Raw genomic sequence first — 26,560 nt, forward strand, 5'->3', positions numbered from 1 at the left:
CCGGCCTGGAAGCCTCTCAGTTGCGCACGATCTTCACGGCGCTGCCGTCGTCGAGCTTGTCTGCGCCGTCCAGCACGATTGCGTCGCCCGCTTTCACGTCGCCCTGCTCGATCACGGTGGCGTCGTTGTACGAGACGCCCGCCGTCACGTGGCGTAACGCGACCGTGCCCGCGTTCCTCTTCACGTCGGCGGCGGCCATCGTCAGCACGAAATCGCCCGACGCGCCGTGCTGGATCGCGACTGTCGGCACCGTCAACGCGTCGCGCAGCGTGCCGACCGTCATCCGCACATTGACGAAGCGGTTCGGGAACAGCCGGCCATCGCGGTTCGGCGCGCTCGCCTTGAGCTTGACCGTGCCCGTCGTCGTGTCCGCCTGGTTGTCGATGGCGGCGAGCGTCGCGTGGTCGAGCACCGTGCGTTTGTCGCGCGCGAAGATCTCCACGGGCAGCGCGCCCTTGTCGTGGAATGCATCGACGACCTCACCCATCTTGTCTTCGGGCAGTGCGTAGACGACGGTGGTCGGCGAGTCGCTGGTGATCGTCGCGATGCCTGTCGTGTCGCTCGTCGTCACGTAGTTGCCGGCGTCGGTGGAGAGCAGGCCGATCGTGCCGTCCATCGGCGCGACGATGTCGCAGTAGCTGACCTGCACGCGCAGATTCGCGACGCTGCCCTCATCCGCCTTCACGGTCCCCTGATACTGGCGCAGCGTCGCGCGCTGCGTATCGAGTGTCTGACGCGAAATCGAACCGCCGTCGATCAGCGTTTCATAGCGCGCCAGGTCGGCTTTCGCGTTCGCGAGCAGCGCTTCGTCGTGTTCGAGCGTCCCTTGCGCTTCAAGCAGTTGCGCACGCAATGCGCGCGAATCGATCCGCGCGATCGGCTGGCCCGCGTTGACGCGCTGGCCTTCCTTCACGAGCACCGCTTCGAGCGTGCCGTTGACCTGCGTTTTGACGGTGACGGTCGCGCGCGGCGTGACGGTGCCGAGTGCATCGAGTTGCAGCGGAACATCGGCGCGCTGAACCGTGCCGATCGTGACGGGCGTTTCTTGCGCAGCCGGATGCTGCGGCTTGTGGAACGCAGCGTACGCCTGCCACACGATGACGCCGACAGCGGCAATGCACGCGACAACCAGAAGACGACGGGATGGACGAGTGAATTTCACGCGATGATTGATCGGCGCTCAGGCGCTGAACACGGAACGGAAGGAATGAAAAGGACGACGCCGCGAGGGCGTCGCCGGAAATCGGCACTGCGCCGCCAGGAGAAAACGGCGAGTGCCGCGCAGGTGAGGGGAATGTAGCAATGGGAAAGCGCGCCCAGGTTTAGCGCGCTTAGCAGAGGTTTCCGCGTATTACGGCTGGGAAGCGACGTGTGTGGTCGGTTCCGTCTGCTGTGCGTATGGCGCGTCGGCGGCACGGGGCGTGTCGCCCGAATGCTCGATCCAGCCGCCGCCCAGGTACTGATACAGATCGACAAGATTAGTCAGGCGGTTCAACGATGCCGTAATCAGCGACTGTTGCGCCGAATACAGATCGGTCTGCGCGGTCAGCACGTTCAGATAGCTGTCGGCCCCATTGCGATAGCGCACATCCGACAGATCATAGCGACGCTGCTGCGACTCGACGTTCTCCTGCAGCGCCTTGATCTGCCGGTCGTACGTGCCGCGCGCGGCGAGACCGTCGGAGACTTCGCGGAACGCCGTCTGGATCGCTTTCTCGTACTGTGCGACGGCAACGTTCTTTTCGAGCTTCGCGAGATCGAGATTCGCGCGGTTCTCGCCGCCCTTGAAGATCGGCACGGAAATGGTCGGGCCGAAACTCCATGCGAGCTGGCCCGGTTTGAACAGCGTGCCGAGACTCGCGCTTGCCGTACCGAAGTCGCCCGTCAGCGAGATGCTCGGGAAGAACGCCGCACGCGCCGCACCGATATTCGCGTTCGCGCCGATCAGCGTCGCCTCGGCTTCCATGATGTCGGGACGGCGCGTGAGCAGGTCGGACGGCAAGCCCGCCGGAATGTCCGCGAGCAGTTGCTGGCTCGCGAGCGGCAAGCCTTGCGGCAAGTCGGCGGCCAACGGCGCGCCGACCAGCAGCACGAGCGCGTTCTCGGCCTGCGCGCGCGAACGCTGCTGGCTTTCGTAGTTCGCCTGCGCCTGCTGCATCGTGCCCGCCGCTTCGCGCAGATCGAGTTCGGAGCCGGTGCCCATGTCGTACTGGAGCTTCGTCAGCTCATACGAGCGGCGCGCCGTATCGTAGGTGTTCTTCGTGCTTGCCAGCATTTCGCCGTAGGCGACGAGCGTCAGATATTGATCGGCGACCTGCGACACCAGCAGGATCTCTTCCGCCTTGCGCGCCTGCGCTGTCGAGAAGTACGTCTGCATGGACTGCTCGGTGAGGCTGCGCACCTTGCCGAAGAAGTCGAGTTCCCATGACGCGCTCGCCGCCACCTGATAGTCGCTGCCGACCGTCGCCCGTCCGACATACGACAGATCCTTCGGCGTGCGGCTGCGCGTGCCCGTGCCGTCGACGGAAACCGACGGCATCAGGTCGGCGCGCTGGATGCGGTATTGCGCACGCGCTTCCTCGACCTTGAGCGCCGACACGCGCAAGTCGCGGTTGTTCTGCAACGCGAGTTCGATCAGACGTTGCAGGCGCGGATCGATGAAGAATTCGCGCCAGCCGATGTCAATGGCGGCGTGATCGTTGGCCGTGCGCGTGGCCGCGCCTTTTGCAGGCTGGTTATCGTAGACGTCGCCTTGCGGATAGGTCGCCGCGACAGGCGCGGCCGGCCGTTCATAAGTCGGCGCGAGCGTGCAGCCGCTCGCGAAGAGCGCGGCCGCGAGGGCCGTCAGTATCGTTCTGTTCATTTGCATTGTCCTCACTGAGCCGTTTCCTCTTCGACGTCCGGCTCGGTGCTGTTGGGGGTCGCGCCGTCGCGCGAGAATTTCGAGCGGATCACGACGTAGAACATCGGGATCATGAAAACGGCGAGGAACGTGGCCGTCAGCATCCCGCCGATCACACCCGTGCCGATCGCGTGCTGGCTCGACGAACCGGCGCCATTGCTGATCGCGAGCGGCAGCACGCCGAGCACGAAGGCAAGCGACGTCATCAGGATCGGACGCAAACGCAGACGCGACGCTTCCAGTGCGGCCTGCATGGCCGTCATGCGTTCGTTGGTCTGCAACTCGCGCGCAAACTCGACGATCAGAATCGCGTTCTTCGCGGACAAACCGACCGTTGTCAGCAGGCCGACCTGGAAGAAGACATCGTTCTCGAGCCCGCGCATCGTCACGGCGAGCAGCGCGCCGATCACACCGAGCGGCACCACCAGAATCACCGCAAACGGAATCGACCAGCTCTCATACAGCGCGGCGAGACACAGGAACACGACGAGAATTGAAATGCCGTACAGAATCGGCGCCTGCGAGCCCGACTGGCGCTCCTGGAACGACAGACCCGTCCATTCGTAGCCAATGCCTTGCGGCAGCTTCGCGGCCAGCGCTTCCATCGCGGACATCGCCTGGCCGGTACTCTTGCCTGCCGCGGCCTGGCCCTGGAGCTCGACCGATGCGATGCCGTTGTAGCGTTCGAGCTTCGGCGAGCCGTAGATCCAGTGGCCCGACGCCACCGACGTCAGCGGCATCATGGTTCCCGAACTGCCGCGCACGTACCACTTGCTCATGTCTTCCGGCGTCATGCGGAACGGTGCATCGCCTTGCAGATAAACTTTCTTGATGCGGCCATCGGTGTCGAGGAAGTTGTTTACGTACGCCGACGCCCACGCAATCGAGAACGTCTGGTCGATATCCGACACCGTGACGCCGAGCGCCTGCGCTTTCTCGCGGTCGATGTCGATCTTGAACTGCGGCGTATCCGACAGTCCGTTCGGACGCACGAGGGCCAGCGACGGATCCTTCGCGGCCATGCCGAGCAGCTGGTTGCGCGCCGCCATCAAGGCTTCGTGACCGAGCGACGCGTTGTCCGTCAATTCGAAGTCGAAGCCCGACGCCGTGCCGAGTTCCGGAATGGACGGCGGGTTCACGGCGAGCACGGTCGCGTCCTTATATGACGCGTAATGACCGAATACGCGGCCCACCAGCGCCTGCACCTTCTGGTTGGCATGCTGGCGCACCGAGTAGTCCTTCATCCGCACGAACGCGAGACCCGCGTTCTGTCCGCGGCCCGCGAAGCTGAAGCCGTTCACGGTGAAGACGGATTCGACGATGTCCTTCTCGTCGTTGAGCAGATAGTCGGTGACGTTCTTCAGCGTGCGCGCCGTGGTCTCCTGCGTCGAGCCGGGCGGCGTCTGCACCAGCACGAACATCGTGCCCTGATCTTCATCGGGCAGGAACGACTTCGGCAGACGCATGAACAGGAAGCCGACAGCGACGATCACGACGACATAGAGCACGAGCCAGCGCCCGGAGCGGCGGATCACATGCTGCACGCCGCTGTGATAGCGGTCGCGGCCATTGTCGAAGGTGCGGTTGAACCAGCCGAAGAAGCCCGTCTTCGCGCCGTGATGGCCCTTCGGTACCGGCTTGAGAATCGTCGCGCACAACGCGGGCGTGAGAACCAGCGCGACCAGCACGGACAACACCATCGCGGCGACGATCGTCAGCGAGAACTGTCGATAGATCGCGCCCACCGAGCCGCCCGAGAAGGCCACGGGCACGAACACCGCCGACAGCACCAGCGCCACGCCGACTAGTGCGCCCGTGATCTGGCCCATCGCCTTGCGCGTCGCTTCGCGTGGCGACAGCCCTTCTTCGGACATCACGCGCTCGACGTTCTCCACGACCACGATCGCATCGTCCACCAGCAGACCGATGGCGAGCACGAGACCGAACATCGACAGCGTATTGATCGAGAAGCCGGCCGCGCTCATGATCGCGAACGTGCCGAGCAGCACGACGGGCACCGCGATTGTCGGAATCAGCGTCGCACGCAGGTTCTGCAGGAACAGGTACATCACGAGGAACACGAGGACGATGCCTTCGAGCAGCGTCTTCACCACTTCCTCGATCGACATCTTCACGAACGGCGTCGTGTCGTACGGATACTTCACGACCAGGCCGTGCGGGAAGTTCTTCGACAACTGGTCGATCTTCGCGCGCACCAGCGTCGCCGTTTCGAGCGCGTTCGCGCCCGTCGCCAATTGGATACCGAAGCCTGCCGTCGGCTGGCCGTTGTACTCGGTGTCGAAGTTGTAGTTTTCGCCGCCCAACTCAATGCGCGCGACGTCCTTGACGCGCACCTGCGAGCCGTCCTGGTTCACCTTCAGCAGCACATTGCCGAACTGCTCGGGCGTTTGCAGCAGGGTCGCCTGCGTGATCGTCGCCTGCAGCACCTGGCCAGGCACGGAAGGCGTGCCGCCGAGCGAGCCCGCCGCGACCTGCACGTTCTGATTGGTCAATGCGGTTTCGACATCGACGGGCGTGAGGCTGTACTGGTTCAGCTTGTTCGCGTCGAGCCAGACGCGCATCGCGAACTGCGAGCCGAACAGCTGCACGGTGCCGACGCCGTTGACGCGGCTCACCGGGTCTTCCACGTGCGACGCGACATAGTTCGCGAGGTCGTAGCGGTCCATGCTGCCGTCCGTCGACACGAACGCCATCACCAGCAGGAAGCTGCTGCTCGACTTCGTGACCTTCGTGCCCTGCTGCTGCACGCTTTCGGGCAGCAGCGGCGTCGCGAGTTGAAGCTTGTTCTGCACCTGCACCTGCGCGATGTCCGGGTTCGTGCCCGCCTCGAAGGTCAGCGTGATGGTCGCGCTGCCGGAGTCGTCGCTGCTCGACGACATGTACAGCAGATGGTCGAGACCGCTCATCTGCTGTTCGATCACCTGCGTGACGGTGTTTTCAACCGTTTTCGCCGATGCGCCCGGGTACGTCGCGCTGATCTGCACGGCTGGCGGCGCAATCGTCGGATACTGCGAGATGGGCAGGTTGAAGATGGAGGCGATGCCCGCGAGCATCAGGATGATTGCAATGACCCACGCAAAGATGGGCCGGTCGATAAAAAACTTTGCCATTGCGCGCGTCCTCGTTACTGCGCGCTCTGCGCGCCCGACGCGGGCGTTGCCGCCGTCTGCGTGGCCGTATCGGCGGCGGGCAGCTGTGCCGCGACTGTCTTCACGCTCATGCCCGGGCGCACCTTGTCGACGCCTTGCACGATCACGCGGTCGCCCGTTTGCAGCCCGCTCTCGACAACCCAATTTGCGCCGTAGGTGCCCGACGTCACCAGTTGCCGCATCGCAACCTTGCCGTCGGCGCCGACCACGAGCGCGGTCGGATCGCCCTTCTGGTCATGCGTGACGCCCTGTTGCGGCACGACGAACGCCTGCTCGTTCACGCCCTCTTCAATCTTCGCGCGCACATACATGCCCGGCAGCAGCACACCCTGCGCGTTATCGAACAGCGCGCGCACAGTGACGGAGCCCGTCGTCTGATCGACGGTCACGTCGGAGAATTCGAGCTTGCCCGTGCCGCCGTAAGGACGGCCGTCTTCGAGAATCAACGTGACTTTCGCCGCGTTTGGTCCGCTCGTCTTGAGGCGCCCTTCCTGTGCGTCGCGGCGCAGCTTGAGGCCGACGAGGCTCGATTGCGTGAGATCCACGTAGACGGGATCGAGCTGCTGCACGGTTGCGAGCAGCGTGGCCGCGCTGGACTGCACGTATGCGCCTTCCGTCACCGACGACTTGCCGATGCGTCCCGAGATCGGCGAGCTCACGTCGGTATAACCGAGGTTGATCTGCGCGGTGTCGACGGCTGCCTTGCCTGCTGCGACATCGGCGGTGGCCTGGCCTTCGGATGCTACGGCGTTGTCGTAGTCCTGCTTGCTGATCGCGTTCGCTGCGACCAGCACCTTATAGCGCGCGGCCTCGGCATGTGCGGAGACCAGCGTCGCCTGCGCCTTCGCAAGCGTCGCCTTCGCGCTGTTCAGCGATGCGATGTACGGCGCGGGGTCGATCTTGTAGAGCGTTTGCCCCGCCTTCACTTCGCTGCCCTCTGTATAGAGGCGCTTCTGCACGATGCCGTCGACGCGCGCGCGCACTTCGGCGACCAGATGCGCGCTCACGCGGCCTGGCAATTCGACGGTGACGGGCACGGCGGAAGGCCGGATGGTAACCACGCCGACTTCGGGCGTCTGTTGCGGCGGGGCTGCGTGCTGGTCGCCGCACGCGGCGAGTAGCGGTAGCACGGCGGAAATCGCAGCCGTGGCCGCGAGCATTCGAAAGTTACGGTTCTTTAATAGCGCAGGCATCGTACAACCTTGTATGTATTGAACGGGGCCGGCGCGCAACGAGCGTTGATCTAACGCGCACCGACACGGTAAGGCGTGAAGATAGGCGTTGTTCGTCTTTCGCGGGTTACAGCCGCCAGGCTGCCGTAAGACTTGTTAATCCAGCGCGGTTGCGTGACGACTACGATGACCACGTGATGCATGAGAGGCACCCGTCATGGGACGAACGAAGCAACAGGCGCTCGACACGCGGGCGAAGATCATCGAAGCCGCCGAGCGCGTGATCTACGTGCGCGGCTTCGCGCGCGCGTCGCTGGAAGACATTGCGTCTGAAGCGGGCGTCACGCGCGGCGCGGTGTATGGGCACTTCAGAAACAAGGAGGCCGTGTTTCAGGCGATCTACGAGAACGCGGACATGCCGCTCGATCCCTTTGTCGTGCAAGCCTGCGAACAGGACGCGGACCCGTTGCAGCATCTGCATGCGCAACTGCGCCAGCGCCTGCGCGACGCGTTGCACATGCGGCGCGCGCGGCGTCTGTACAGCATCGCACTGACGAAGCGCGAGGTGACGGCGGAGACGGCGGCATTTTACGAGCGGGTATCGATGGCCTCGTTGCGCGCCGAAGCACAGATCGACGCCGCCTTACGCGCCGCGTCCGAACGTGGACAGTTGCCGCCCGGCGTCGACACGCGCGCCGCCGCCGGATTCATTCACGCAGCGCTGACGGGCTTTCTGCACAAGCGACTGTTGATGTCGGGCGAACCGCGCGTGGATGGAGAAGCGGACCAGACGCTGGCGTCGGCGTTGCGATGTATCGGGGCTCAGACTGGGTTCGAGCCGGCCCGCGTCTGAGCCCCGCGTCTGAGCCCCGCGTCTGAGCCCCGCGTCTGAGCCCCGCGTCTGAGCCCCGCGTCTGCCCCTTCATGCCGCCCGAACCTCAATTACAAGACCGCTGCAATTTGCTAAGACTTCGTAAGGCTTGCTAAGTCCGCAGAACCGGGGCCGCACCGCAGTGCGTTATAGTCGTAGGCATATCCGATACCCGGCGGCAAGGGCGCTCGCCGCCCCAAGCGGCAAAGCCCGGCGCAGCCTGTTCACATCATGCCCGACACACCCCTTCAGGTACTGCTCGTCGACGATGACGCCGACCTGCGCGACCTGCTTCGCAATTTCTTCCAGCAACGCGGCATCGACTTCTCGGTGTTGCACGACGCTACCCATCTCGCACGGCGGCTCGAACGCGAGCGTCCGTCGATCATCGTGCTCGATCTGATGATGCCCGGCGTCGACGGTCTCACGGCGCTCAAGCAGTTGCGTGCGAGCGGCAACACGATTCCCGTGATCATGTTGACGGCGCGCGCCGATGGCGTCGATCGGGTGATCGGCCTCGAGCTCGGCGCCGACGATTACCTCGGCAAGCCGTTCATGCCGCAGGAACTGCTCGCACGCATCCATGCCGTGCTGCGCCGTCATGCGCTGCATCCCGACGCGCCGCCCGCGGAGCATCGCGAGGCGCTCGAGTTCGGGCGCTTCCGGCTCGACTTCGCGTCGCGCACGCTCTTTCGCGACAACGAGCCGATCAGGCTCACGGGCAGCGAATACGCGCTGCTCGAAGTGTTCGCACAGCATCCGATGGAAACGCTGTCGCGCACGCGCATCGTCGACTTGCTGCACGGTCCCGACTCCGAAGTGACGGAACGCGGCATCGACGTGCCCGTGTGGCGTCTGCGGCGGCTGCTCGAAGACGATCCTGCCGCGCCTCGCCGTATCCAGACGATGCGCGGCATCGGCTATATGTTCGTGCCCGGCGAAACGGGCAATGGCGGCAATGGCGGAGAAACCAGCGACGACGGCAGCGACGCAACGCAATGAAGAACCCGTTCAATACGCTCTTCGGCCGTCTCGCGACGTTGACGGTCGGCCTGATCGTGGCCGTGCACGTGACGTCGCTGATCGTCGTCGACCGCGAGCGCGGTCAGATCGATGCCGACCATGTGCGCCGCGCCGTCATGCTCGCCGTGCAGGCAAAGCATGACGGCGAAGCATCTGCGCGGCACCTCGCGCAGACGCTCGGCATCGAATATATCGCCGCAGCCGACGTGGACCGTTCCGGCTGTCCGAACGGTTGCACCGGCTCCGCTGCACCGTTCGAGCATGACCTGTTGCCGCGCATGCCCGAAGGCAGCCGCGTCGTGTTCGATCCCCACACCGGGTCGCTGTGGATACGCTACGGCAACGAACCGTACTGGCTCTTCATGCGCAATGCCAATCTGCCCGGCATGCGCTTTGTCGGTTCGTCGCTGGTGATGCTGGTGCTGGCCGTGTGCGCGGCGCTGTTCGCCGCGTGGCAGTTCCAGCGTCCCTTGCACCGGCTCGCGGATGCGGCGCGCGAATTTCGGATCGGACGGCGCGTGCCGCCCGTCACGGAAAGCGGTCCCGCCGAAATGCGCTCGCTGATCGGCGATTTCAACGAGATGATGAGCGAACTCGGGAAAGCCGAGCAGGAGCGCGCGGTGATGCTGGCGGGCGTCGCACACGATCTGCGTGCGCCGATCACACGCATGCAGGTGCGCGCGGACCTGCTGCCCGACGCGGCCAATCGCAGCGGCTTTCTGCGCGATGCCGAATCGCTGTCGCGCATCGTGACGCAGTTTCTCGACTATGCGCGCGACACGGCCGATCCGTCGCCGCAAACGAATGTCGACGCGCATTGCCGGCGTCACTATGGCGACGGACTCGATGACGAAGCGCTCGTGCGCCTGCATCTGAATGCGGGCGACGGCTTCAACCTGCCGCTCGTGGATCTCGACCGGATTCTGTCGAACCTGATCGAAAATGCGATGAACTATGGCGACCCGCCCGTCGAGATTTCGACGTCCGCGCATAGCGGCGTCTATACGCTCACGGTGCACGATCATGGCGTCGGCATTCCGCGCGGTCAACTCGAACGCGCGCTGCAGCCGTTCACGCGGCTCGATCCGGCGCGCGGCGGGGATGCGCATTGCGGCCTGGGTCTCGCGATCGTGCGACGGCTCACGCGTTATAACGGCGGACAGTTCGAATGCGATAACGCGCCTGAAGGCGGATTTCGCGTGACGCTGACGTTCCGTCGCGAGGCCTAGCGGCAAGCTAAACAGGTGTATCAATGAGGATGCCAGCGCTCGCGCCCACCGTCACGGTCAGCAAAAGCAAGGCGCATAATGCCGGCTACTCTGCCCGCTGCCGCAGCACGATTGCCTCGATCTTACGGCCGTTCCAGTGAACTTGATGGATCCGCGACTGGAGCGTTTTCAGCGCCTCGGGCGAGAGGTCGCGGAATACTATCAGCACAGCCGGTCTTGACCCTGTAGCGGGAATACGCTCAATCGTAACAACCGGCGGAAAGCCATAGCGGCTCAAAAAATCTTGAATGGCCTCATCGGAGACGGTTTCTTCGACAGGTTGCAGCAGAAGCTCATTCACGGTATCCCTCCTTCCATTCGGTACGCCATGATGTTGGCGCCGCCATTGACATACAGCGTGTCGCCCGACAAGCCACGCGCGCGCCGGGGTGGACCGAAACGCGCACCTGTAGCCGACGTGCATGAAGTCAACGAGTCGAACACCGCGACACGGAGCATTCGAACTACAACTGTCCTCGCTTCATGAAAGCCCGCACCGACGGGTGAACACAACTGTCCCGCAGGATTCGTGGCGAGCCGTGTGCGACAGCTGTCCTCGATTCGCCGTCCAGAAAAACGCCGTCATCGCAAATGCCGAACAGACTCGGCAGTTCGTGGCTCACGATGACGACAGTTGCGCCGAGACCCCGGCTCAACTCCAGAATCAGCTCATCGAGCCGGTTCGATGTAATCGGATCAAGCCCAGCGGAGGGCTCGTCAAAAAAAAGGATATCTGGATCAAGCGCAAGTGCTCGTGCAAGCGCTGCACGCTTACGCATACCTCCGGAGAGTTCTGCGGGCATTTTTGCGGCGGCATCTGACAGTCCCACGAAGGAAAGCTTGAGTTGTACGAGAACAGCAATCGAATCGGAAGCTAGTGTGGTGAACATTTGCAGCGGCAATGCCACGTTCTCAGCGACGGTCATCGAGCTCCACAATGCGCCGCTCTGGAAAAGCACCCCGAAGCGTCGGCTCATCTCGGCGCGTCGCTCCTCGCTCACCGTCCAGTAATCCTCGCCGTCCACAGCGATTGACCCGGACGATGGTCGAAGCAAGCCAATCATTGCTCTCAGTACCGTGCTCTTGCCACACCCGCTGCCCCCCATGATCGCGAAAATAGAGCCTTTTCGCACCGAAAAACTCAATTCGCGCTGAATAATGCGTGGTCCGAATGCGACCGTCAGGTTGTCCACCCTAAGACGTTCAGTTGTACGTTGCGGGTCGGGGCGCGTCATCGGACTATATTCCCAGCGCGTTCGTGCAGACGGCAAATATGGCATCGAGCGAAATGACCCCGACGATGCCCACCACAACCGCTGAGGTCGCCGCGCGACCGACCTCCGCCGCGCTACGTCCAGCCTTCAACCCGATATGACATCCCGCTAGGGCAACGAACGAGCCGAAAGCGATGCTCTTGGCCAAGCCAATCGCAAACTGGACCCCGTCAACAGCTCCGCGCAGTTGTTGCAGGTATGTCACCGCGGTGATATCGAGGGTCGCAAGGGTGACAATGAAGCCGCTCAAAAGGCCTACCGCACAACTGTACACGTAGAGCAAAGGCATCATTGAGACAAGCGCGATAACCCGTGGCAGTACGAGGAAGTCAAAGACCGGAATTCCAACCGCGTTTAGTGCATCGATTTCCTCGTTTCCCTGCATGGTGGCGAGGTGCGCCGCGTATGCGCCCCCGGTCCGCCCTGCCATCACAATGGCGGTCGCCAACGCCGCCATCTCTCGCACAACAGCAATGCCGACGAGATTGGCGACATAGATTCCTGCGCCGAAGCGCTGGAACTGCACCGCGCCAATGAATGCGAGAATTGCGCCGACCAATCCGTTGACAATTGCCACAATGGCAAGTGCTCCAGCGCCAGCTTCGCGCATCAGTTGAAGAACGTCGACACCGCGGGTCCGCACTCGATGGGCGAAAGCTGCGGTGCAATGCAGTGCGGTTTCTCCCACGAGCGCAACGATCGACACCGCGTTCGCCCACGCCTGGAAATAGGCTTCCCCGACTTGCGTCGCCAATGAGCGATGCACAGCGGCAATGCCAGCCACTTCTCCACTTCCCGCGGCTGCCAGAGCCAGTAGTCGTTGTGCTGCATGAGGAAGGTCCGACTCGTCGATTTCGAACGGGCGGGTCCCTCCTTTTCTGACCGATTCGCGGAGCATCATTAAAAAGACGATAAGCGCGCTATCCCATCGACCGAGGTTGCTTGTTTCCAGACGGAGTGCGCAAGCGCCAACTGCTTTAACGATCTCGTGGACTTCGGCGGCGCTGCGCACACCCGTCGCGCACGTAATCCAGTCGCCTCTCAGATGCAGCACCGCCAGACTCTCGTGCCTTTCGAGATTCCAGCCAGGCCGAAGGTCGAAGGAAAGGTTCACAATTCACACTCTAACGAAGCAGACTTGAACATCGACAACATTGCACCTTACTGCACGACGCCGCGGGAACTCACCATTGCAACCGGAACCACGACCTGTTGCACCTGTCGGCGCCATCGGCTCCGCGCAACCTGACCGTATCCCGACGCTGACGCCGCCCAAGGCGCACCGATATGCGATCGATATGCTGCTTCAGCGGTGAATATGCGCTTTCATGTGAGAAACACTCCTGTTGTGAGCCGCGGCGACTACGCCATACGCATGTTGCATTCTCGAATGATGACGCGTTTTCCCACATTGACACAGATCAATGGCGAGGCTCGCCCCCGTTCCATGATAGAAGCGCATAGTGCTTGCGAACGCGTTCTATTCGTCGCGGCGAAAGCATTGGCAGATAAGCTGATTCTAAGCGCGGGTTGACGCTGGCCAACCATGCCTGCGCTTTGCGGATGATGAGTGAAATAAATGATAGGACACGGAAAATCATGAACCCTCGACCGGCGGTTGTGGGCGGATTCATTCTGGGTGCGATTACGCTCGGTATTGCCGCTATCGTGTTCTTCGGGGGCGCACAGCTGTTCGCGAAGACCTCTAACGCCGTGGTGTTTTTTGGTGAATCCGTCGCGGGGCTTGATGTCGGCTCGCCGGTCACCTTCCACGGAGTACGCATTGGTTCAGTCAAGCGCATCGCGGTGCATTTCTCATCCGAGACGATGACAGCGAAAATTCCCGTGTACCTGGAGTTTGAGTCGACAAATCAGGCAGTATGGGAAGGTAGAAAATTTGGTGGCCGCGCTGTCGACTTTGAGCGTGCAGTTAAGGCGGGGCTTAGAGCCCAACTGGCGCTTCAAAGCTTCGTCACCGGTCAACTACGCGTCGATCTCGATTTCAGGCCCGGCACACCGGCGCAGCTGACTGGCTCGGTTACCGACGCTCCGGAGATTCCCGCCATCCCATCCGACCTCGACCAGTTGCGCAATCAGCTTGCGGGGCTGCCTCTACGCGAGCTTTCCGGGTCGGTGCAGCAGGCTTTGTCTTCGCTCACGCGGCTATCGGACCATGTCGATGTCCTACTCGAGCCGCTGGCGCAGAGCGTAATCCGTACCGCGGACGCCGCCACACAGACGTTACACGCGACAGACGCGACGGTACGCCATGTAGAGGCTGACGCGACTCACACGCTGCATGATCTCGATTTGCTGCTAGTCGACGCACGCGAGCAATTGGACGCGCGCAGCGGCGAGCTCAGTCGCACGCTGGTGACCACTGATCGAGCGGTGCGTCAGGCGGACACGCTGCTCGAATCACTCAATGACCTTGCCGATCCGCACGCGCAGTTTCGCGGCGACCTGGAAGCGACCGCACGTGATCTCGCAGTTAGCGCAAGCCGCCTGCGCAGCTTCGCGGAAACGGTCGAGCGACATCCGAATGCCCTCGTCATCGGCCGAGCCACACGATGATGCCGGTCACCTCATTCGCACTGCTGCGTAACAAATTGCTAAACCGGACTACCCGATCCGTTTTGCCTGCAGTTGCGACCTTCGCCATAGCTGCTTGCAGCCTATCCGGGCCGCCGCCTGCGGAATATGTGATCAGTGCCATGCCGCCCGCCGCCGCGACGACGATCAGCCAGAAGGGTTGGCCGATCATCGAAGTCAAGCGCGTTCAGCTTCCGGATTATCTTGACACGACCGACATCGTGGAGCGAAGAGGCAACCAGCTTCTCCCGCGTCCCACCGGCCGGTGGAGCGAGCGACTGTCAGTCGGCATGACTCGTGCATTGAGTGCTTCGCTTGCGGCGCGTCTGCCCAGGATGCTCGTGACCGCCACGACCCCTGTCGAGCGCCCCGCCAGGCTACTCCTCGTCGACGTAACCGCCTTCGAGTGGAGAGCAGATCGCCAGGTCGTGCTGGTTGCCCGTTCCACCATCATGGATGGCGCAAAACGCGAAATACTGCGCATTCAACAGGTATCCCTGACTGAGGAGACAGATGGTGAAAGCGATAGTGCCATCGTGGCAGCGATGGCGCGGGCTGTCGCCGATCTGGCCGACCAACTCGCGGCCGGAATCAACCATGATTGCCAGACGTGTTGATCGTGCTGACCACGGTACTTCATCATAGCCGTTTCCGACTTCTGCCCGTTTTATCTCTACTAGCGTGGGAAAAACCGGTCTCAAACATCGGTGTAGCGCACAAAGAAGAGGCGACTCAGCCGTGCACGGTTGATCTGCGTCAAGATGCTGGGTCGCGGGCAGCGCAATCTTTAAGCATGCCCTCTGCGAGGGCGCACTGGCCGCAATCCAGTATTTTAGGAGGAGCGGAGATGGCCCGACCCGCAACTACCACGGCCCCGGCAACCAACCTGGCACCAGAGGCAAAACCTGCGTTGCCTTCACGTAAGGCGGATAAGCGCAAGCTGGGATTGCTGCTTCTTAGCGGCATCGTCGTTGGCTCAATGATTGGCGGCGGCGCGTTCAATTTGCCGCAGAACATGGCCGCAGGCGCAGGTCTGGGCGCCATTGCACTCGCATGGGGTATTACGCTGGTAGGCATGTTCTTCCTGTCCAATTGCTTTCGGACGTTGGCGGACCAGCGCCCGGAACTGAAGTCCGGTATCTATTCATACGCACGTGAGGGCTTCGGCAGATTTGCTGGCTTTGAGATGGCGTGGGGCTACTGGTTAAGTTCGGCCTTCGGCAACGTCGCCTTTGCCGTCCTCATCATGCAGACACTGGGATTCTTCTTTCCCGTGCTCGACGGAAAGAACTGGCAATCGATAGCCGGCGGGTCGCTGCTGATCTGGACCACGCATTTCATGGTGCTTTCCGGCGTCAAGCGCACCGCAATGGTCAACACGATCGCGAGCGTGGTCAATATCATTACACTCTCTTTCGGTATCGCCATTGTTGCACTCGTCTTTCAGAAGCACGCCTCGCTGCGGACGGGAATCCTTGGCACGTCTTACGCTTCATGGCTCCTTTATGCTGCTGATCCGAAATTCCTCCTCATGTCGACCATCTTGTTCGTCATCGGGATACCTGTCTTCTGGTACGCGCGGCGCGAGAAGGATGCCGGCGCCCCCACCTTCACTCCTCTGGAGAGGACAGCCGCTGGCAGTCTGTGCGTCGTGGCAGTCACTGCGGTCGTGCTATTCGCAACGAAGACGGTGGCGATTGGCTAAAAGCAGGTGTGTCGAATCGGGATGCTTCGGCGGGTAGAAAGCCAATTCTCGCACAGGAATGGCACTGACATTCGACTGCCCTTTGGGTAGAAGGACGAGGCGTTAATCCTGGCTTGACGCAGGCGCAAGCGACGCAGACAGGGCGGTTGAAATCAGTTCTTGATGCCGTATGGTATGGCTGTTGTCTGGGAGACAAAGGAATGTCTGAGTTCCGCAATGAGGTGAAGGTGCACGGTGCCAAAGCTGGCGACAGGCTAAGCAACAGCGCGTATCAGAAGGAATTGGCCGTGCTTCATGTTGAACTGGTCAAGCTACAGGAATGGGTGGTGCGAACTGGCGCGAGAATTTGTATCGTGTTCGAGGGGCGTGATGGCGCAGGCAAGGGCGGGGTAATCAAGGCGATCACCGAGCGCGTGAATCCGCGAGTTTTTCGGGTCGTTGCGCTACCAGCACCGACCGATCGGGAAAAAACCCAGATGTACTTGCAGCGCTATCTTCCTCACTTGCCGGCTGCGGGAGAAATCGTACTGTTTGATCGCAGCTGGTATGGTCGAGCAGGTGTCGAGCGGGTCATGGGCTTTTGCACCGAGGCGGATGTCCAGATGTTCATGATGGCCACACCGCTGGTGGAGCGTGCTTTCATTGACTCGGGACTCATCCTCATCAAGTATTGGCTGGAAATCGGCGCTGAAGAGCAGACACGCCGGCTGGAAGCGCGAATTCGCGACGAGCGAAAAATCTGGAAGCTTTCGCCGATGGATCTCGAATCCTATCGCCGCTGGTATGACTACTCACGGGCGCGCGACGCAATGTTTAGCATGACCGATACAGAATACTCGCCTTGGTATGTTGCAAAAGCCGATAGCAAAAAACGCGCGCGCCTGAACATTATCAGCCATCTGCTCAGCAAAATTCCGTACGAGGCTTTGCCGCGTAAGAAGGTTTCGTTGCCCAAACGACAGAAGGCGGAAGGCTATCGCGAATCGGACCACCATTTCAGATATGTGCCCGAGAAGTTTTGACGTCGTGCTGCATGTGGCAGGAAATGAGTCTAGTTGAACGGCTGATGAAATACCGAAGTCCAATTCCAAGTGTGGCTGCGTCCAAAGCCATGGTCTGATCGGGAAGATGGAAGATACATAGCGCGCGGTGCAAGCGTGCTCGGCTGAATGGTTGCAAGCTGCTCAAAAGACAAACTGCGGGAGAGATCGGAATGTACCGGATCGAGGAACCTCGGCTTGGTGGACTGCGTATCCAGGAATGGAGGCGGCGTGCTCATCTGGCGGTCGGCATGTTGTTTCTGGTGCTGCTGGGATCGACGCTTGGGATTGAGCTACTCGACCACACGGATGCGCCAGTAAGCACGAAGACGTTCACGGCTTTTTGGGATGCGGTCAACCTTATTACAACACTTGGCGATTTCTCAGACTTCAATGCGGACCAGAAGATATTCATGCTGGTCGCCATTCTCGTAACGGTGGTTATTGCTGGATACGCGTTGCGGCAACTAGCCGGCATGTTGTCAGGTGACGACGTGATGATCTTCTGGGAGAACAGAGTCATGGAGCACAAGCTTGAAGCACTGATCAACCATGTCGCGGTTTGCCCGTTTGGCCCGGTTGGCCAGATGGTCGCCGCCCGTCTCCGCGATGCGGGATCGACCGTGCTCGTCCTCGATTCCGATGCGAAGCAGGCCGACAAAGCATCCCGACTGGGATATATGGTTATGCTGGGCGATCAGAATTCGTTCGACGACATACTCGCACGTGCCAGGCTGGATACTGCCAGTACCCTGTTTCTGACGGGCTCCGATCCTAACAGTAATCTGGAGATCACGCTGGTGGCGCACACACTGAATCCGGCGCTCCAGATCGTGGTATCAGGAGAGAACGATCTCCGCAGGATGTTGCTCCGAAAGGCAGGTGCCTCGACCGTCATCGACCAGAACGACATTGTTGCCTGCGCGATGGTCGGGCAGGTTGATGCGCAACCGGCGTAACGAAGACCAAACGCGGCTGCGTAGCACGCGCTAGCCGCACCTGGGCGGTCCCATATACCCGCGCGGTGATTGCGCATCGGTTGGCCTGACCCTCGAAGGTAGCGGGAATCCGCTACGAGATGTACTGTCCTGCCGAGGCCCTTGGAAAAGCGCATTCATGCTGGGGCCGGCGATACAGGTGGCCGCCCATGCGGCACGTCACGCCGAGTTGCAGTGGCGAAGGCGACGCAGGCACCAGCTCGAATGCAGAGGACGATGCGCCTTTCACTTCAATGGCACGGCCTCCTCCGACACCGGATTCGCGAACGCAACCGGTATCCACCAAGGTGACCTGGTTAGAGGTCCAGCGATTTAGCTAAAGTAAGGGAAGCTGGGCGACTATGGGACAAGATTCATCAAGACATTCGACCGGTGGTCTTCGTATTCCAGTGCTCGAGTGGATCCGCGACTACCAGAAGTCGTGGATGAAGCCGGATATCATCGCTGGTGTATCCGCCGCCGCGGTCGTCGTCCCCAAGGCCATGGCATATGCGACTGTCGCGGGGCTGCCCGTGCAAGTCGGACTGTATACCGCCTTCGTTCCGATGGTAATCTACGCGCTCCTGGGAACGTCGCGGCCCCTCAGCGTGAGCACCAGCGCAACCATCGCCATCCTCACTGCAGCGGCGCTTGCCCGCGTGGTCCCCGCAGGCGGGGCGGCAGACCTGTTGAGAGCCTGTGCAACGCTAGCGTTCCTGGTCGGGGCCATCCTCACGCTCGCCGGGCTCCTGCGATTGGGCTTTGTTGCCAACTTCATTTCGGACCCTGTATTGACGGGTTTCAAGGCTGGTCTCGCGGTTGTTATTGTGTTGGACCAGTTGCCGAAGCTACTCGGCATACACGTCCCAAAGGGGGCGTTCTTCCATAACGTCTTAGGAATCGTCATAGGTATTCCGCATGCGTCAATGGCAACAGTCGCCGTGGGACTGATGACGGCGATCGCTCTGGTGGCGATTGAGCGTTATTTTCCACGAGCCCCCGCGCCGCTGTTTGCGTTGGCGTGCGGGATCGGGAGCGTAAGCCTGCTCGGCCTGCAATTTCAAGGGGTCGAAGTTGTTGGCCATGTGCCGACAGGCTTCCCTGCTTTCACTATGCCGGACCTTTCTCTCGTGGCGTCACTCGGGCCCGCGGCCGCGGGCATTGCACTGATGAGCTTCACTGAAACGATCGCGTCGGGGCGAGCGTTCGTTGAGAGCGGGGAACCTGTGCCACTGGCCAATCGGGAGCTAGTGGCGATTGGACTTGCAAACATGTGCGGCGCGCTCCTGGGCTCCATGCCGGCGGGCGGAGGAACGACCCAGACGGCTGTGAACCGGCTCGTCGGCGCCCGCAGCCAGCTTTCCGAACTGGTCACGGCTACCGTCACGTTAGGCACAATGCTGCTGCTTGGTCCGCTCATTGGACTCATGCCGCAAGCTACGATGGCGGCGATAGTCATCGTGTATTCGTTCGGCCTGATCGCGCCGTCGGAATTTCGCGCGATTGTTGCCGTGCGACGCACAGAGTTCCTGTGGGCGCTGGTTGCGGTACTCGGCGTCGTGCTCTTCGGGACCCTCCCCGGGATACTGACCGCCATTGTCGTGTCGCTTCTCGCGCTTGCTTACCAGACGTCCGATCCGCCCGTATATGTCTTGCGCCGCAAGCCCGGCACAAACGTATTCCGCCCAGTGTCCGCGGAGCACCCGGAGGACGAGGCTTTTCCAGGTCTCCTGTTGTTGAGACCGGAAGGCCCAATATTTTTTGCCAACGCGCAGCGCGTAAGGCAGAAGATACGCACCCTGATCGAGGGATCACATCCTCAGATCGTCGCACTCCATTTGCGCGCCGTGTCCGATCTCGAATACACGGCGCTCAAAATGCTGACGGAAGCGGAAAAGGACCTGCGCAAGCAAGGTATCGTGCTCTGGCTTGTGGGTCTCAATCCGGGCGTACTTACGATGGTCCAGCATTCGCCGCTCGGCGACACGCTCGGGCGCAACCGGATGTTCTTCAATCTGGATCGCGCGATCGCGGCATGGCAGGCACAGCGATCATCCGGGAACCAGGAGCCCAGCGGGGGGGCGGTGCATTGAACCCACCGGCTGCTCACGCAGACTTCCAAATCGGAGCAAGGCAGAGGGCGTTGTGCTGATCGAGCAAGAGTTGTTGCCACGCTGGCGCCGCGTACCGGAAAAGAGAGCCCATTGACTGGCGCGGGTCCGAAACATAGCTGCGTAACATTCTGGTTGGATCGCCAAAGTCCCTTCCCCACGGCCGGCCCCTTCAGGGAGCATCAACGCGCGGCAGATCTCCAGGTTTCAATTCTGCGTTGCGGCGGACCTTGAACCAAGCCGCGTAAAGGGCGGGCATGAAGAAGATCGTCAGCAGGGTCGCAACGGTGAGGCCGCCCATGATGGCGATCGCCATTGGCGCCCAGAAAATGCTCCGCGTCAGGGGAATCATGGCGAGCACGGTAGCCGCCGCAGTCAGTGCCACGGGACGCGTCCGGTGCACAGCGGCATCGACGACCGCTGTCCAGGTGTCGCGCCCCTGCGCGATTTCCGCCTGCACCTGATCGACCAGGATCACCGAGTTGCGCATAATCATCCCACTCAGGGCGGTGACCCCGAGAATGGCAACGAACCCGAGCGGCGCCTGGAAAACAAACAGCCCGGCAACGACCCCGATCAGCCCCAGCGGGGCAGTCAGGAAGACCAACGTCATACGCGAGAAACTCTGCAGCTGGAGCATCAGGATCGTCAGAATCGTGATCAGCATGACCGGGAACACGGCCATCAGCGCGCGGTTGGCCTTGTCGCTTTCCTCGACTGCGCCGCCGACGTCGATGCGGTAACCGAAAGGCAGCTTCGCCTCGATGTCCTTCAGAAGCGGTCGGATCTCCTGGGTCACCGACACGCCCTGCTCGCCGTCTTTCACGTCCGCGCGCACGGTGATCGCCATGTCGCGGTTGCGGCGCCAGAGCACCGGCTCCTCGAGTTCGTAGCGCACGCGCGCGATCTGCGACAGCGGCACCACCGTGCCCTCGCGTGTATAAAGATTGATGTCCTTCAGCATGCCCAGGTCGAGCCGCTCTGAAGGTACGGCGCGGGCAACGATGTCGATCAGATCTTCGCGCTCTCGCAAGTGAGACAGTGTTACGCCGTTCATGAAGGTCTGGGTGACGAAAGCGACGTCGGCGGGGGCCAGGCCGAGCGCGCGCGCCTTGTCCTGATCAAGGTCGACTCTCAGGGTCCGAACCGGGTCGTTCCAGTCGAGCTGGACGTCGCGCACCTTGGGGCTTGACGCCACCACCGCTTCGACCTCCCGCGCGATTTCGCGGACCTTCTGCGTCCCGGAGCCGACGACACGGAACTGTACAGGGAAGCCGACCGGCGGACCGAGTTCGAGGCGGGTGACGCGAATCCACGCTTGCGGGAATTCCGCGTTCACGCTCCCCATCAGCCTCGAACGGACGCGCTCACGAGCCTGCGTGTCCTTCGTCATGACGACGAACACAGCGTAGCCAGGGTTCGGCAACTCGGGATTGAGCGCGAGATAAAAGCGTGGCTGGCCTGCGCCTGTGTAGGCTGTGAAGAAACGCACGTCTTTGTCCTTCTTCAGCACCGCTTCCATTTTCTTGACCTGCTCGGTGGTCGCTGCAAATGAAGCGCCTTCCTTCAGTCGCAGTTCGACGACCAGTTCGGGCCGCGCGCTGTTGGGGAAGAACTGCTGTGGCACGAACCTGCTTGCGGCAATCGCAGCAGCGAGTGCGGCCACTGTTGCCGCGATGACCCACCAGCGCCGCTCGAGGGCTAGATCGATCCAGCCGCGCAGCTTGCGATAGAACGCTGTGTCATACGGGTCACCGCCACGGTGCTGCTTGCCGAAGTCCTCCGGCAGCATCTTGACGGCCAGATACGGCGTGATCAGGCCCGACACGACCCACGAGAACAGCACGGCGGTGCCGACGATCCAGAAAATGCCGCCCGCGTATTCGCCAGTAGTAGACTTGGCGAACCCGATCGGCATGAAGGCAGCGGCTGTGATGAGCGCGCCAGTCAGCCGCGGCATCGCAGTCGCCGTGTAGGAGTAGGCAGCCGCTTTAACGCGGTCCCATCCTTCCTCCATCTTCACGACCATCATCTCAACCGCGATGATGCCGTCGTCCACCAGCAGACCGAGGGCGATGATCAGAGACCCAAGCGAGACGCGCTCGAGATTCCAGCCCATCGTAAGCATTACCAGGGCAACGACGCCCAGCACGATCGGCACCGAAATCCCGACAACGATTCCCGTGCGCCAGCCGAGACTGATCAGGCAGACCGCGAGCACGATGGTCAGCGCTTCCAGCAGCGAGCGCTCGAACTCCCAGATCGATTCGCTGACGACGGTCGGTTGATCGGCGACCCGCTCCAGTTCGACGCCGTAGGGCAACTCGAGCTGCACCTTTGCGATTGTTCGATCGATCGCCTTGCCGAGGTCGACAATGTTGCCGTCGTCGGTCATTGTGATGCCAAGCATCAGGACCTGTTGTCCATTGTGCCGTACCGTATAGATTGGTGGATCTTCATATCCACGCGTGATCGATGTAAAGTCGCCGAGCTTCAGTAACCGGCCGCCGGCGGCGATCGGAACGTTGCGGATATCGTCCAGGCTGCTGAACTGGCCGCTAACGCGCACGAGCACGCGATCATCATGCGTGTCGATCTGTCCGCTTGCCAATACGCTGTTCTGACTCCTTAGGCTTTCCGCTATCTGCAGCGGCGTGATACCAAGTGCGGCTAGCCGCTCGTTCGAAAACTCGACATAAATCTTTTTGGCTTGCTTGCCATATATGTCCACCTTTTTCACCATCGGTACCTTGAGGAGCTGCCGCTTGATGTCTTCGGCCACGTCGGTCAGCTCCCACTGGCTGATGCCGTCGCCCTTGACGGCGTAGAGCAACCCCGTCACGTCACCGTATTCGTCGTTGAAAATCGGGCCGACGACGCCGTCAGGCAGTTCGAGCTTGATGTCGCCGAACTTCTTGCGCGCCTGATACCAGGCTTCGCGCTGGTCAGCATGGGACGTGCCGCCCTTCACGGTGATCGTCATGCCCCCATATCCCTGGCGCGCATATGTCACGACCTTCTCGAAATGATCGAGTTGCTCGAACTTCTTCTCCATGCGGTTGAGTAGCTCGTCCTGGACCTGTTGCGCGGTGGCACCGGGCCAGATCACGAGGGCGGTCATCGAGGGCACCGAAAAATTCGGGTCCTCGAGCTGGCCCAGCCTAGTGAAGCTGAACGTGCCGCCAATGCCGATCACGAGGATCAGGAACAGCACGATGGCGCGGTGACTCAGCGCCCATTCGGTCAGGTTGAACGACTTCATCGGACAGATTGCCTGGTTTCGGCAAGCGCGACCTTCAGGCCCGGGGCCATCTTCTGCACGCCTGCCGTGACGATCAGCTCGCCAGCCGGCGGTCCGGACACGAGCACATCGTCGTTACGATAGCCGTGCACCGAGACACCGATCAGCTCGACCGTGCCCACCGGCTCGGAACCCACACGATGAACCACCCAGACGGCGGGCTGGCCCTTGTTCTGCGTGATGGCCGAGGCAGGAATCACTGCTGCCGATGCGTCGCCGACCGGACGCTCGACCACCAGCGTGGCGGTCGCACCGAGTGGCAACGCTCGCGGCATCGCAGGTTTCAGGCGCGCACGGTAGGTACGGGTTTGCGCGGTAGCCTGCGGAGAGAGTTCCCGCAACACGACGTCGAAGCTTTGTTCGGGCGCGCTAGCGAGCCACGCCTTGTATCGCGCCGTCTTGAACGTTGAGAGACGATCTTCCGGCAGGTCGGCGACGATCTCGGGCTCGCCTGCGTTGGCGATGGAAACCATCGGCTGCCCCTCGGCCACGACCTCCCCTGCTTCGAAACGTACGGAGGTGATGACGCCACTCTGCGACGCGCGCAGCACCGTATATTTCAACCGATTGCGTGCGAGCTCGAGTTTCTTCCCTTCGGCTTCAGCCGCCGACGACGTTGTCTGCGCACCGGTCTGCGCCTTCTCATCGTCAGATACGCTCACTGAGCCGTCGGTTTTGAGTGAATTGAGACGCCGCCGATCGGACTCGGCCAGTCGGGCCTGCGAAATGGCCGCGGCCAGTTGCTGCCGTGCTGCTTCCTCGGCGAGTCGATAGTCGGTATCGTCGAGCACCGCGAGCACGTCGCCCTCGCGAACCTTCTGGCCGACGTCGACCTTGCGCTTGACGACCTTCCCGCCGACGCGAAAAGCCTCAATGACTTCATGGCGCGGCTGCACGGTGCCCACGTAACGGTCGGTCACCAGAGTCTCGTCGTAGCGGATCTCGGCAGTGCGGACCGCACGAAGCGCATCGGGGGCGGGCTTCGATCCGCACGCAACCAGCATCGCAGCGCTCGGCACGGCCGCGAACAGTGCACGTAGCAAGTTTTTCATGATGGTCCCTCGTCCCGATCCACGTTTGACGAACTGTGGGAAGGTGCTGTGCCGTCAGGAGCGGGAGCGGCCTCGAACACCTCCCAGCCTCCGCCAAGCGCCTTGTACAGTTGAACGCTGTCGAGCAGCAATTGCGTGCTGCTGTCGTTAGCGATTGCACGGACGGCCAACCGGGTCCGTTGGGCATCGAGCAGCGGCAGAAGATCGGTCTGGCCGCGGTTATAGAGGGACTGCGCGCGGCCCAGCGCCGCTTCGGCCGTAGTCGCGGCGTTCTCCAGCAGTTGCGCACGTTGACGTTCGTCGTCGAGCGCGACCAGCGCGTTCTCGACGTCTTCGAGCGCGCGTACGATGGCGTCCTCATAATGTAGGACCGCTTCCTTTTGACCGATTTCGGCGATGTCGTTGATCGCCTGCGTCCGCCCCGCATTGAAGATGGGCATCGCGATGAGGCCGGCGACGTTGCTGAAGCGCGCCGGACCGAGCGCAATCCCGTTGAGATCGATGGACTCACGGCCGAACACCGCGCCGAGAAATAGACGCGGAAACCATTCCGCCATCGCCTGTTGCCGGCGCGCATTGGCCGCGTCAAGCTGTGCGCTTGCGACGAGCAGATCCGGCCTCCGCTGCAACAGGGTGGCCGGTTGCCCCGGACGTGCGGGCGGAACGATCGCTCCGACGCCCGATGGCGTGATGCTCGCCGCATTGGAAGCCTGATCTCCTACGAGCACCGCAATGTGATGGCGCGAGACGGCGGCCAGGGTCTCAAGCGGCGGTATGGCCGCGTGCGTTCTTGAAGCTTCCGTCTTCACGCGCTCAACGTCGAATGGAGTCGCGAGGCCGACGCGTTCGCGGGCGGTCACCAGGCGCAGCGTCTCGTCCTGTGCAGCCGATATTGCGCGTACGGTTTCGAGCTGTCGCAATGCGCCGACGAGTGTAAAGTAATTCGTGGCGACATCGGTCAGCACAAGAAGGCGCACGCCGCGCGCGGTATTCTGAACTGCGATCGTGTCGGCTGCAGCCGCGGCCGCACCCGCCCGCAGCCGGCCGAAGACGTCAACTTCCCACGAGGCACCGATACCGACCTGTCCCGCTCGCGTATTTGCCGCTTCGGGAACGAAGTTTTTGAGGACGGTATCGTAGTTCGTCGTGTGGTTAAAACCCATGGCACCAACGCTCAAAGTTGGCAGGAGCCACGAACGACTGATTGTTTCTCCGGCCCTCGCGGCCCGCACGCGCTCCGCCGCGATCCGGACGTCCCGGTTCTCCTGCGCCGCCCGACGGACCAGATCGGAAAGCACCGGATCGCCATAGCTATCCCACCAAGCGGCCTCCGGCTCCTCCGCAGATGCGGACGCAGCCGCGAACCGCCCGGGAACCTCGATCGCAGGCTGCATCACTGGCGTCGCGCAACTTGCCAGAAGAAGCGCCAGCGACACAACCGCCGCGGCGGCTGCGCTGCGCCCTGCCACCTCACCACGGCGAGGTGGTTGTCTCATCGTCCGAGTAGCGGTTGCGGATGACATCATCGGCCTTGGGTCGATAAATCGGGTACCAATTAGCGTGGTGAAAGGCCGGCCAGACAATTCAGACCTATATGGTGCGGACACTTGCGCGCCGCCGATCGGTATTGCGGCAATGGGGTTAGTGAATTCGATACCGAGGGCGTCACCGCTGAGTTCGATCCCCACGTCAACCGAATCGCACGCCGACGCGAGAGGCGGCCGCGGCTGATTGGACGAAGGGACTCGCTCAACATCGGGTCGGGCAAGCTGACACTTGAGGCCGGCATTTTGACCGCGCGTCACCTGTCTGCTTTTAATGAACCTACTCGCCTTTTCCCCAAAATTTTTGATGCAGGTCAGAAGGACGACGCCTTGGACTTACGGCCCGCCACTCACCAAGGCGTCTATAGTTGATCGACCGGACCGCGTCATGGTCGTGCGCCAGCCGTTCGATCCGGAGATAATCGGGCCGCGATATGAGGCGTTCCCTTCGACCCGGAAACGGTCGAACGACGCCACGCTCACCCCAACGCAACGAATGATCCATCTGAGCTATAGACAGGGTATGTTCGGAAAGCTCGTGCAGCCGGCCTCACACAC

General features: G+C 61.9%; 19 protein-coding genes. 9 read left to right on the forward strand and 10 right to left on the reverse strand.

Annotated elements, in window-relative coordinates; translation table 11 throughout:
* Window positions 1–16: 16 nt before the first annotated feature.
* The 4 genes from BPHY_RS17670 to BPHY_RS17685 form a co-directional block, all read right to left on the reverse strand.
* Window positions 17–1,162 carry an efflux RND transporter periplasmic adaptor subunit gene (locus BPHY_RS17670; RefSeq protein ID WP_012402811.1) on the reverse strand — a complete coding sequence of 382 codons (1,146 nt, stop codon included), beginning with the start codon at window positions 1,160–1,162 and terminating at the stop codon, window positions 17–19.
* A 189-nt stretch (window positions 1,163–1,351) separates the two neighbouring features.
* The gene (locus BPHY_RS17675) at window positions 1,352–2,863 is read right to left on the reverse strand and encodes an efflux transporter outer membrane subunit (RefSeq protein WP_012402812.1); all 1,512 of its coding nucleotides are present in this window, start codon (window positions 2,861–2,863) and stop codon (window positions 1,352–1,354) included.
* A gap of 11 nt (window positions 2,864–2,874) precedes the next feature.
* Entirely contained in the window at window positions 2,875–6,033 is a 3,159-nt protein-coding gene (locus BPHY_RS17680) for an efflux RND transporter permease subunit (RefSeq protein WP_012402813.1), read from the reverse strand.
* A gap of 14 nt (window positions 6,034–6,047) precedes the next feature.
* Window positions 6,048–7,232 (reverse strand): efflux RND transporter periplasmic adaptor subunit, encoded by a 1,185-nt coding sequence (locus tag BPHY_RS17685; RefSeq protein ID WP_041764342.1) that lies wholly within the window; start codon window positions 7,230–7,232, stop codon window positions 6,048–6,050.
* Window positions 7,233–7,461: 229 nt separating this feature from the next.
* Between BPHY_RS17685 and BPHY_RS17690 the strand changes: the two genes are divergently transcribed.
* The 3 genes from BPHY_RS17690 to BPHY_RS17700 all read left to right on the forward strand — a co-directional run bounded on the left by BPHY_RS17690 (window position 7,462) and on the right by BPHY_RS17700 (window position 10,367).
* Window positions 7,462–8,097 carry a TetR family transcriptional regulator gene (locus tag BPHY_RS17690; protein WP_012402815.1) on the forward strand — a complete coding sequence of 212 codons (636 nt, stop codon included), beginning with the start codon at window positions 7,462–7,464 and terminating at the stop codon, window positions 8,095–8,097.
* A gap of 249 nt (window positions 8,098–8,346) precedes the next feature.
* The gene (locus tag BPHY_RS17695) at window positions 8,347–9,117 is read left to right on the forward strand and encodes a response regulator (protein WP_012402816.1); all 771 of its coding nucleotides are present in this window, start codon (window positions 8,347–8,349) and stop codon (window positions 9,115–9,117) included.
* Complete coding sequence (locus tag BPHY_RS17700) at window positions 9,114–10,367, forward strand: ATP-binding protein (protein WP_012402817.1); 1,254 nt, start codon at window positions 9,114–9,116, stop codon at window positions 10,365–10,367. Before BPHY_RS17695 ends, BPHY_RS17700 begins: the two co-directional genes overlap by 4 nt.
* A gap of 85 nt (window positions 10,368–10,452) precedes the next feature.
* Here the strand turns inward: BPHY_RS17700 and BPHY_RS17705 are convergent, their stop codons facing one another.
* The 3 genes from BPHY_RS17705 to BPHY_RS17715 all read right to left on the reverse strand — a co-directional run bounded on the left by BPHY_RS17705 (window position 10,453) and on the right by BPHY_RS17715 (window position 12,794).
* Window positions 10,453–10,707 carry a hypothetical protein gene (locus tag BPHY_RS17705; RefSeq protein WP_012402818.1) on the reverse strand — a complete coding sequence of 85 codons (255 nt, stop codon included), beginning with the start codon at window positions 10,705–10,707 and terminating at the stop codon, window positions 10,453–10,455.
* 163 nt (window positions 10,708–10,870) lie between these two features.
* Window positions 10,871–11,641, reverse strand: a complete 771-nt coding sequence (locus tag BPHY_RS17710) for an ABC transporter ATP-binding protein (protein WP_012402819.1) — start codon at window positions 11,639–11,641, stop codon at window positions 10,871–10,873.
* A gap of 4 nt (window positions 11,642–11,645) precedes the next feature.
* Entirely contained in the window at window positions 11,646–12,794 is a 1,149-nt protein-coding gene (locus BPHY_RS17715) for an MlaE family ABC transporter permease (protein ID WP_012402820.1), read from the reverse strand.
* Between the two features lie 485 nt (window positions 12,795–13,279).
* Between BPHY_RS17715 and BPHY_RS17720 the strand changes: the two genes are divergently transcribed.
* The 6 genes from BPHY_RS17720 (at window position 13,280) to BPHY_RS17745 (ending at window position 20,087) form a co-directional block, all read left to right on the forward strand.
* Window positions 13,280–14,254 (forward strand): MlaD family protein, encoded by a 975-nt coding sequence (locus BPHY_RS17720; protein ID WP_012402821.1) that lies wholly within the window; start codon window positions 13,280–13,282, stop codon window positions 14,252–14,254.
* A complete protein-coding gene (locus BPHY_RS17725) occupies window positions 14,251–14,889 on the forward strand; it encodes a PqiC family protein (protein ID WP_012402822.1) in 639 nt (212 codons plus the stop codon). The genes BPHY_RS17720 and BPHY_RS17725 overlap by 4 nt, the downstream gene beginning before the upstream one ends.
* Window positions 14,890–15,119: 230 nt before the next feature.
* Entirely contained in the window at window positions 15,120–15,977 is an 858-nt protein-coding gene (locus BPHY_RS17730) for an amino acid permease (protein ID WP_012402823.1), read from the forward strand.
* A gap of 200 nt (window positions 15,978–16,177) precedes the next feature.
* On the forward strand, window positions 16,178–16,999 hold the full coding sequence (ppk2, locus tag BPHY_RS17735; protein ID WP_012402824.1) for a polyphosphate kinase 2: 822 nt from the start codon (window positions 16,178–16,180) through the stop codon (window positions 16,997–16,999).
* Window positions 17,000–17,190: 191 nt separating this feature from the next.
* A complete protein-coding gene (locus BPHY_RS17740; protein WP_012402825.1) occupies window positions 17,191–17,976 on the forward strand; it encodes an NAD-binding protein in 786 nt (261 codons plus the stop codon).
* A 380-nt stretch (window positions 17,977–18,356) separates the two neighbouring features.
* A complete protein-coding gene (locus BPHY_RS17745; RefSeq protein WP_012402826.1) occupies window positions 18,357–20,087 on the forward strand; it encodes a SulP family inorganic anion transporter in 1,731 nt (576 codons plus the stop codon).
* 190 nt (window positions 20,088–20,277) lie between these two features.
* Here the strand turns inward: BPHY_RS17745 and BPHY_RS17750 are convergent, their stop codons facing one another.
* The 3 genes from BPHY_RS17750 to BPHY_RS17760 are packed head-to-tail and all read right to left on the reverse strand — an operon-like array spanning window position 20,278 to window position 25,852.
* On the reverse strand, window positions 20,278–23,367 hold the full coding sequence (locus BPHY_RS17750; protein ID WP_012402827.1) for an efflux RND transporter permease subunit: 3,090 nt from the start codon (window positions 23,365–23,367) through the stop codon (window positions 20,278–20,280).
* Window positions 23,364–24,458 (reverse strand): efflux RND transporter periplasmic adaptor subunit, encoded by a 1,095-nt coding sequence (locus tag BPHY_RS17755; protein WP_012402828.1) that lies wholly within the window; start codon window positions 24,456–24,458, stop codon window positions 23,364–23,366. The genes BPHY_RS17750 and BPHY_RS17755 overlap by 4 nt, the downstream gene beginning before the upstream one ends.
* Window positions 24,455–25,852 carry an efflux transporter outer membrane subunit gene (locus tag BPHY_RS17760; RefSeq protein ID WP_244257653.1) on the reverse strand — a complete coding sequence of 466 codons (1,398 nt, stop codon included), beginning with the start codon at window positions 25,850–25,852 and terminating at the stop codon, window positions 24,455–24,457. The genes BPHY_RS17755 and BPHY_RS17760 overlap by 4 nt, the downstream gene beginning before the upstream one ends.
* Window positions 25,853–26,560 lie beyond the last annotated feature (708 nt).

Origin of the sequence: Paraburkholderia phymatum STM815 (assembly GCF_000020045.1) — a bacterium.
Taxonomy (GTDB): Bacteria; Pseudomonadota; Gammaproteobacteria; order Burkholderiales; family Burkholderiaceae; genus Paraburkholderia; species Paraburkholderia phymatum.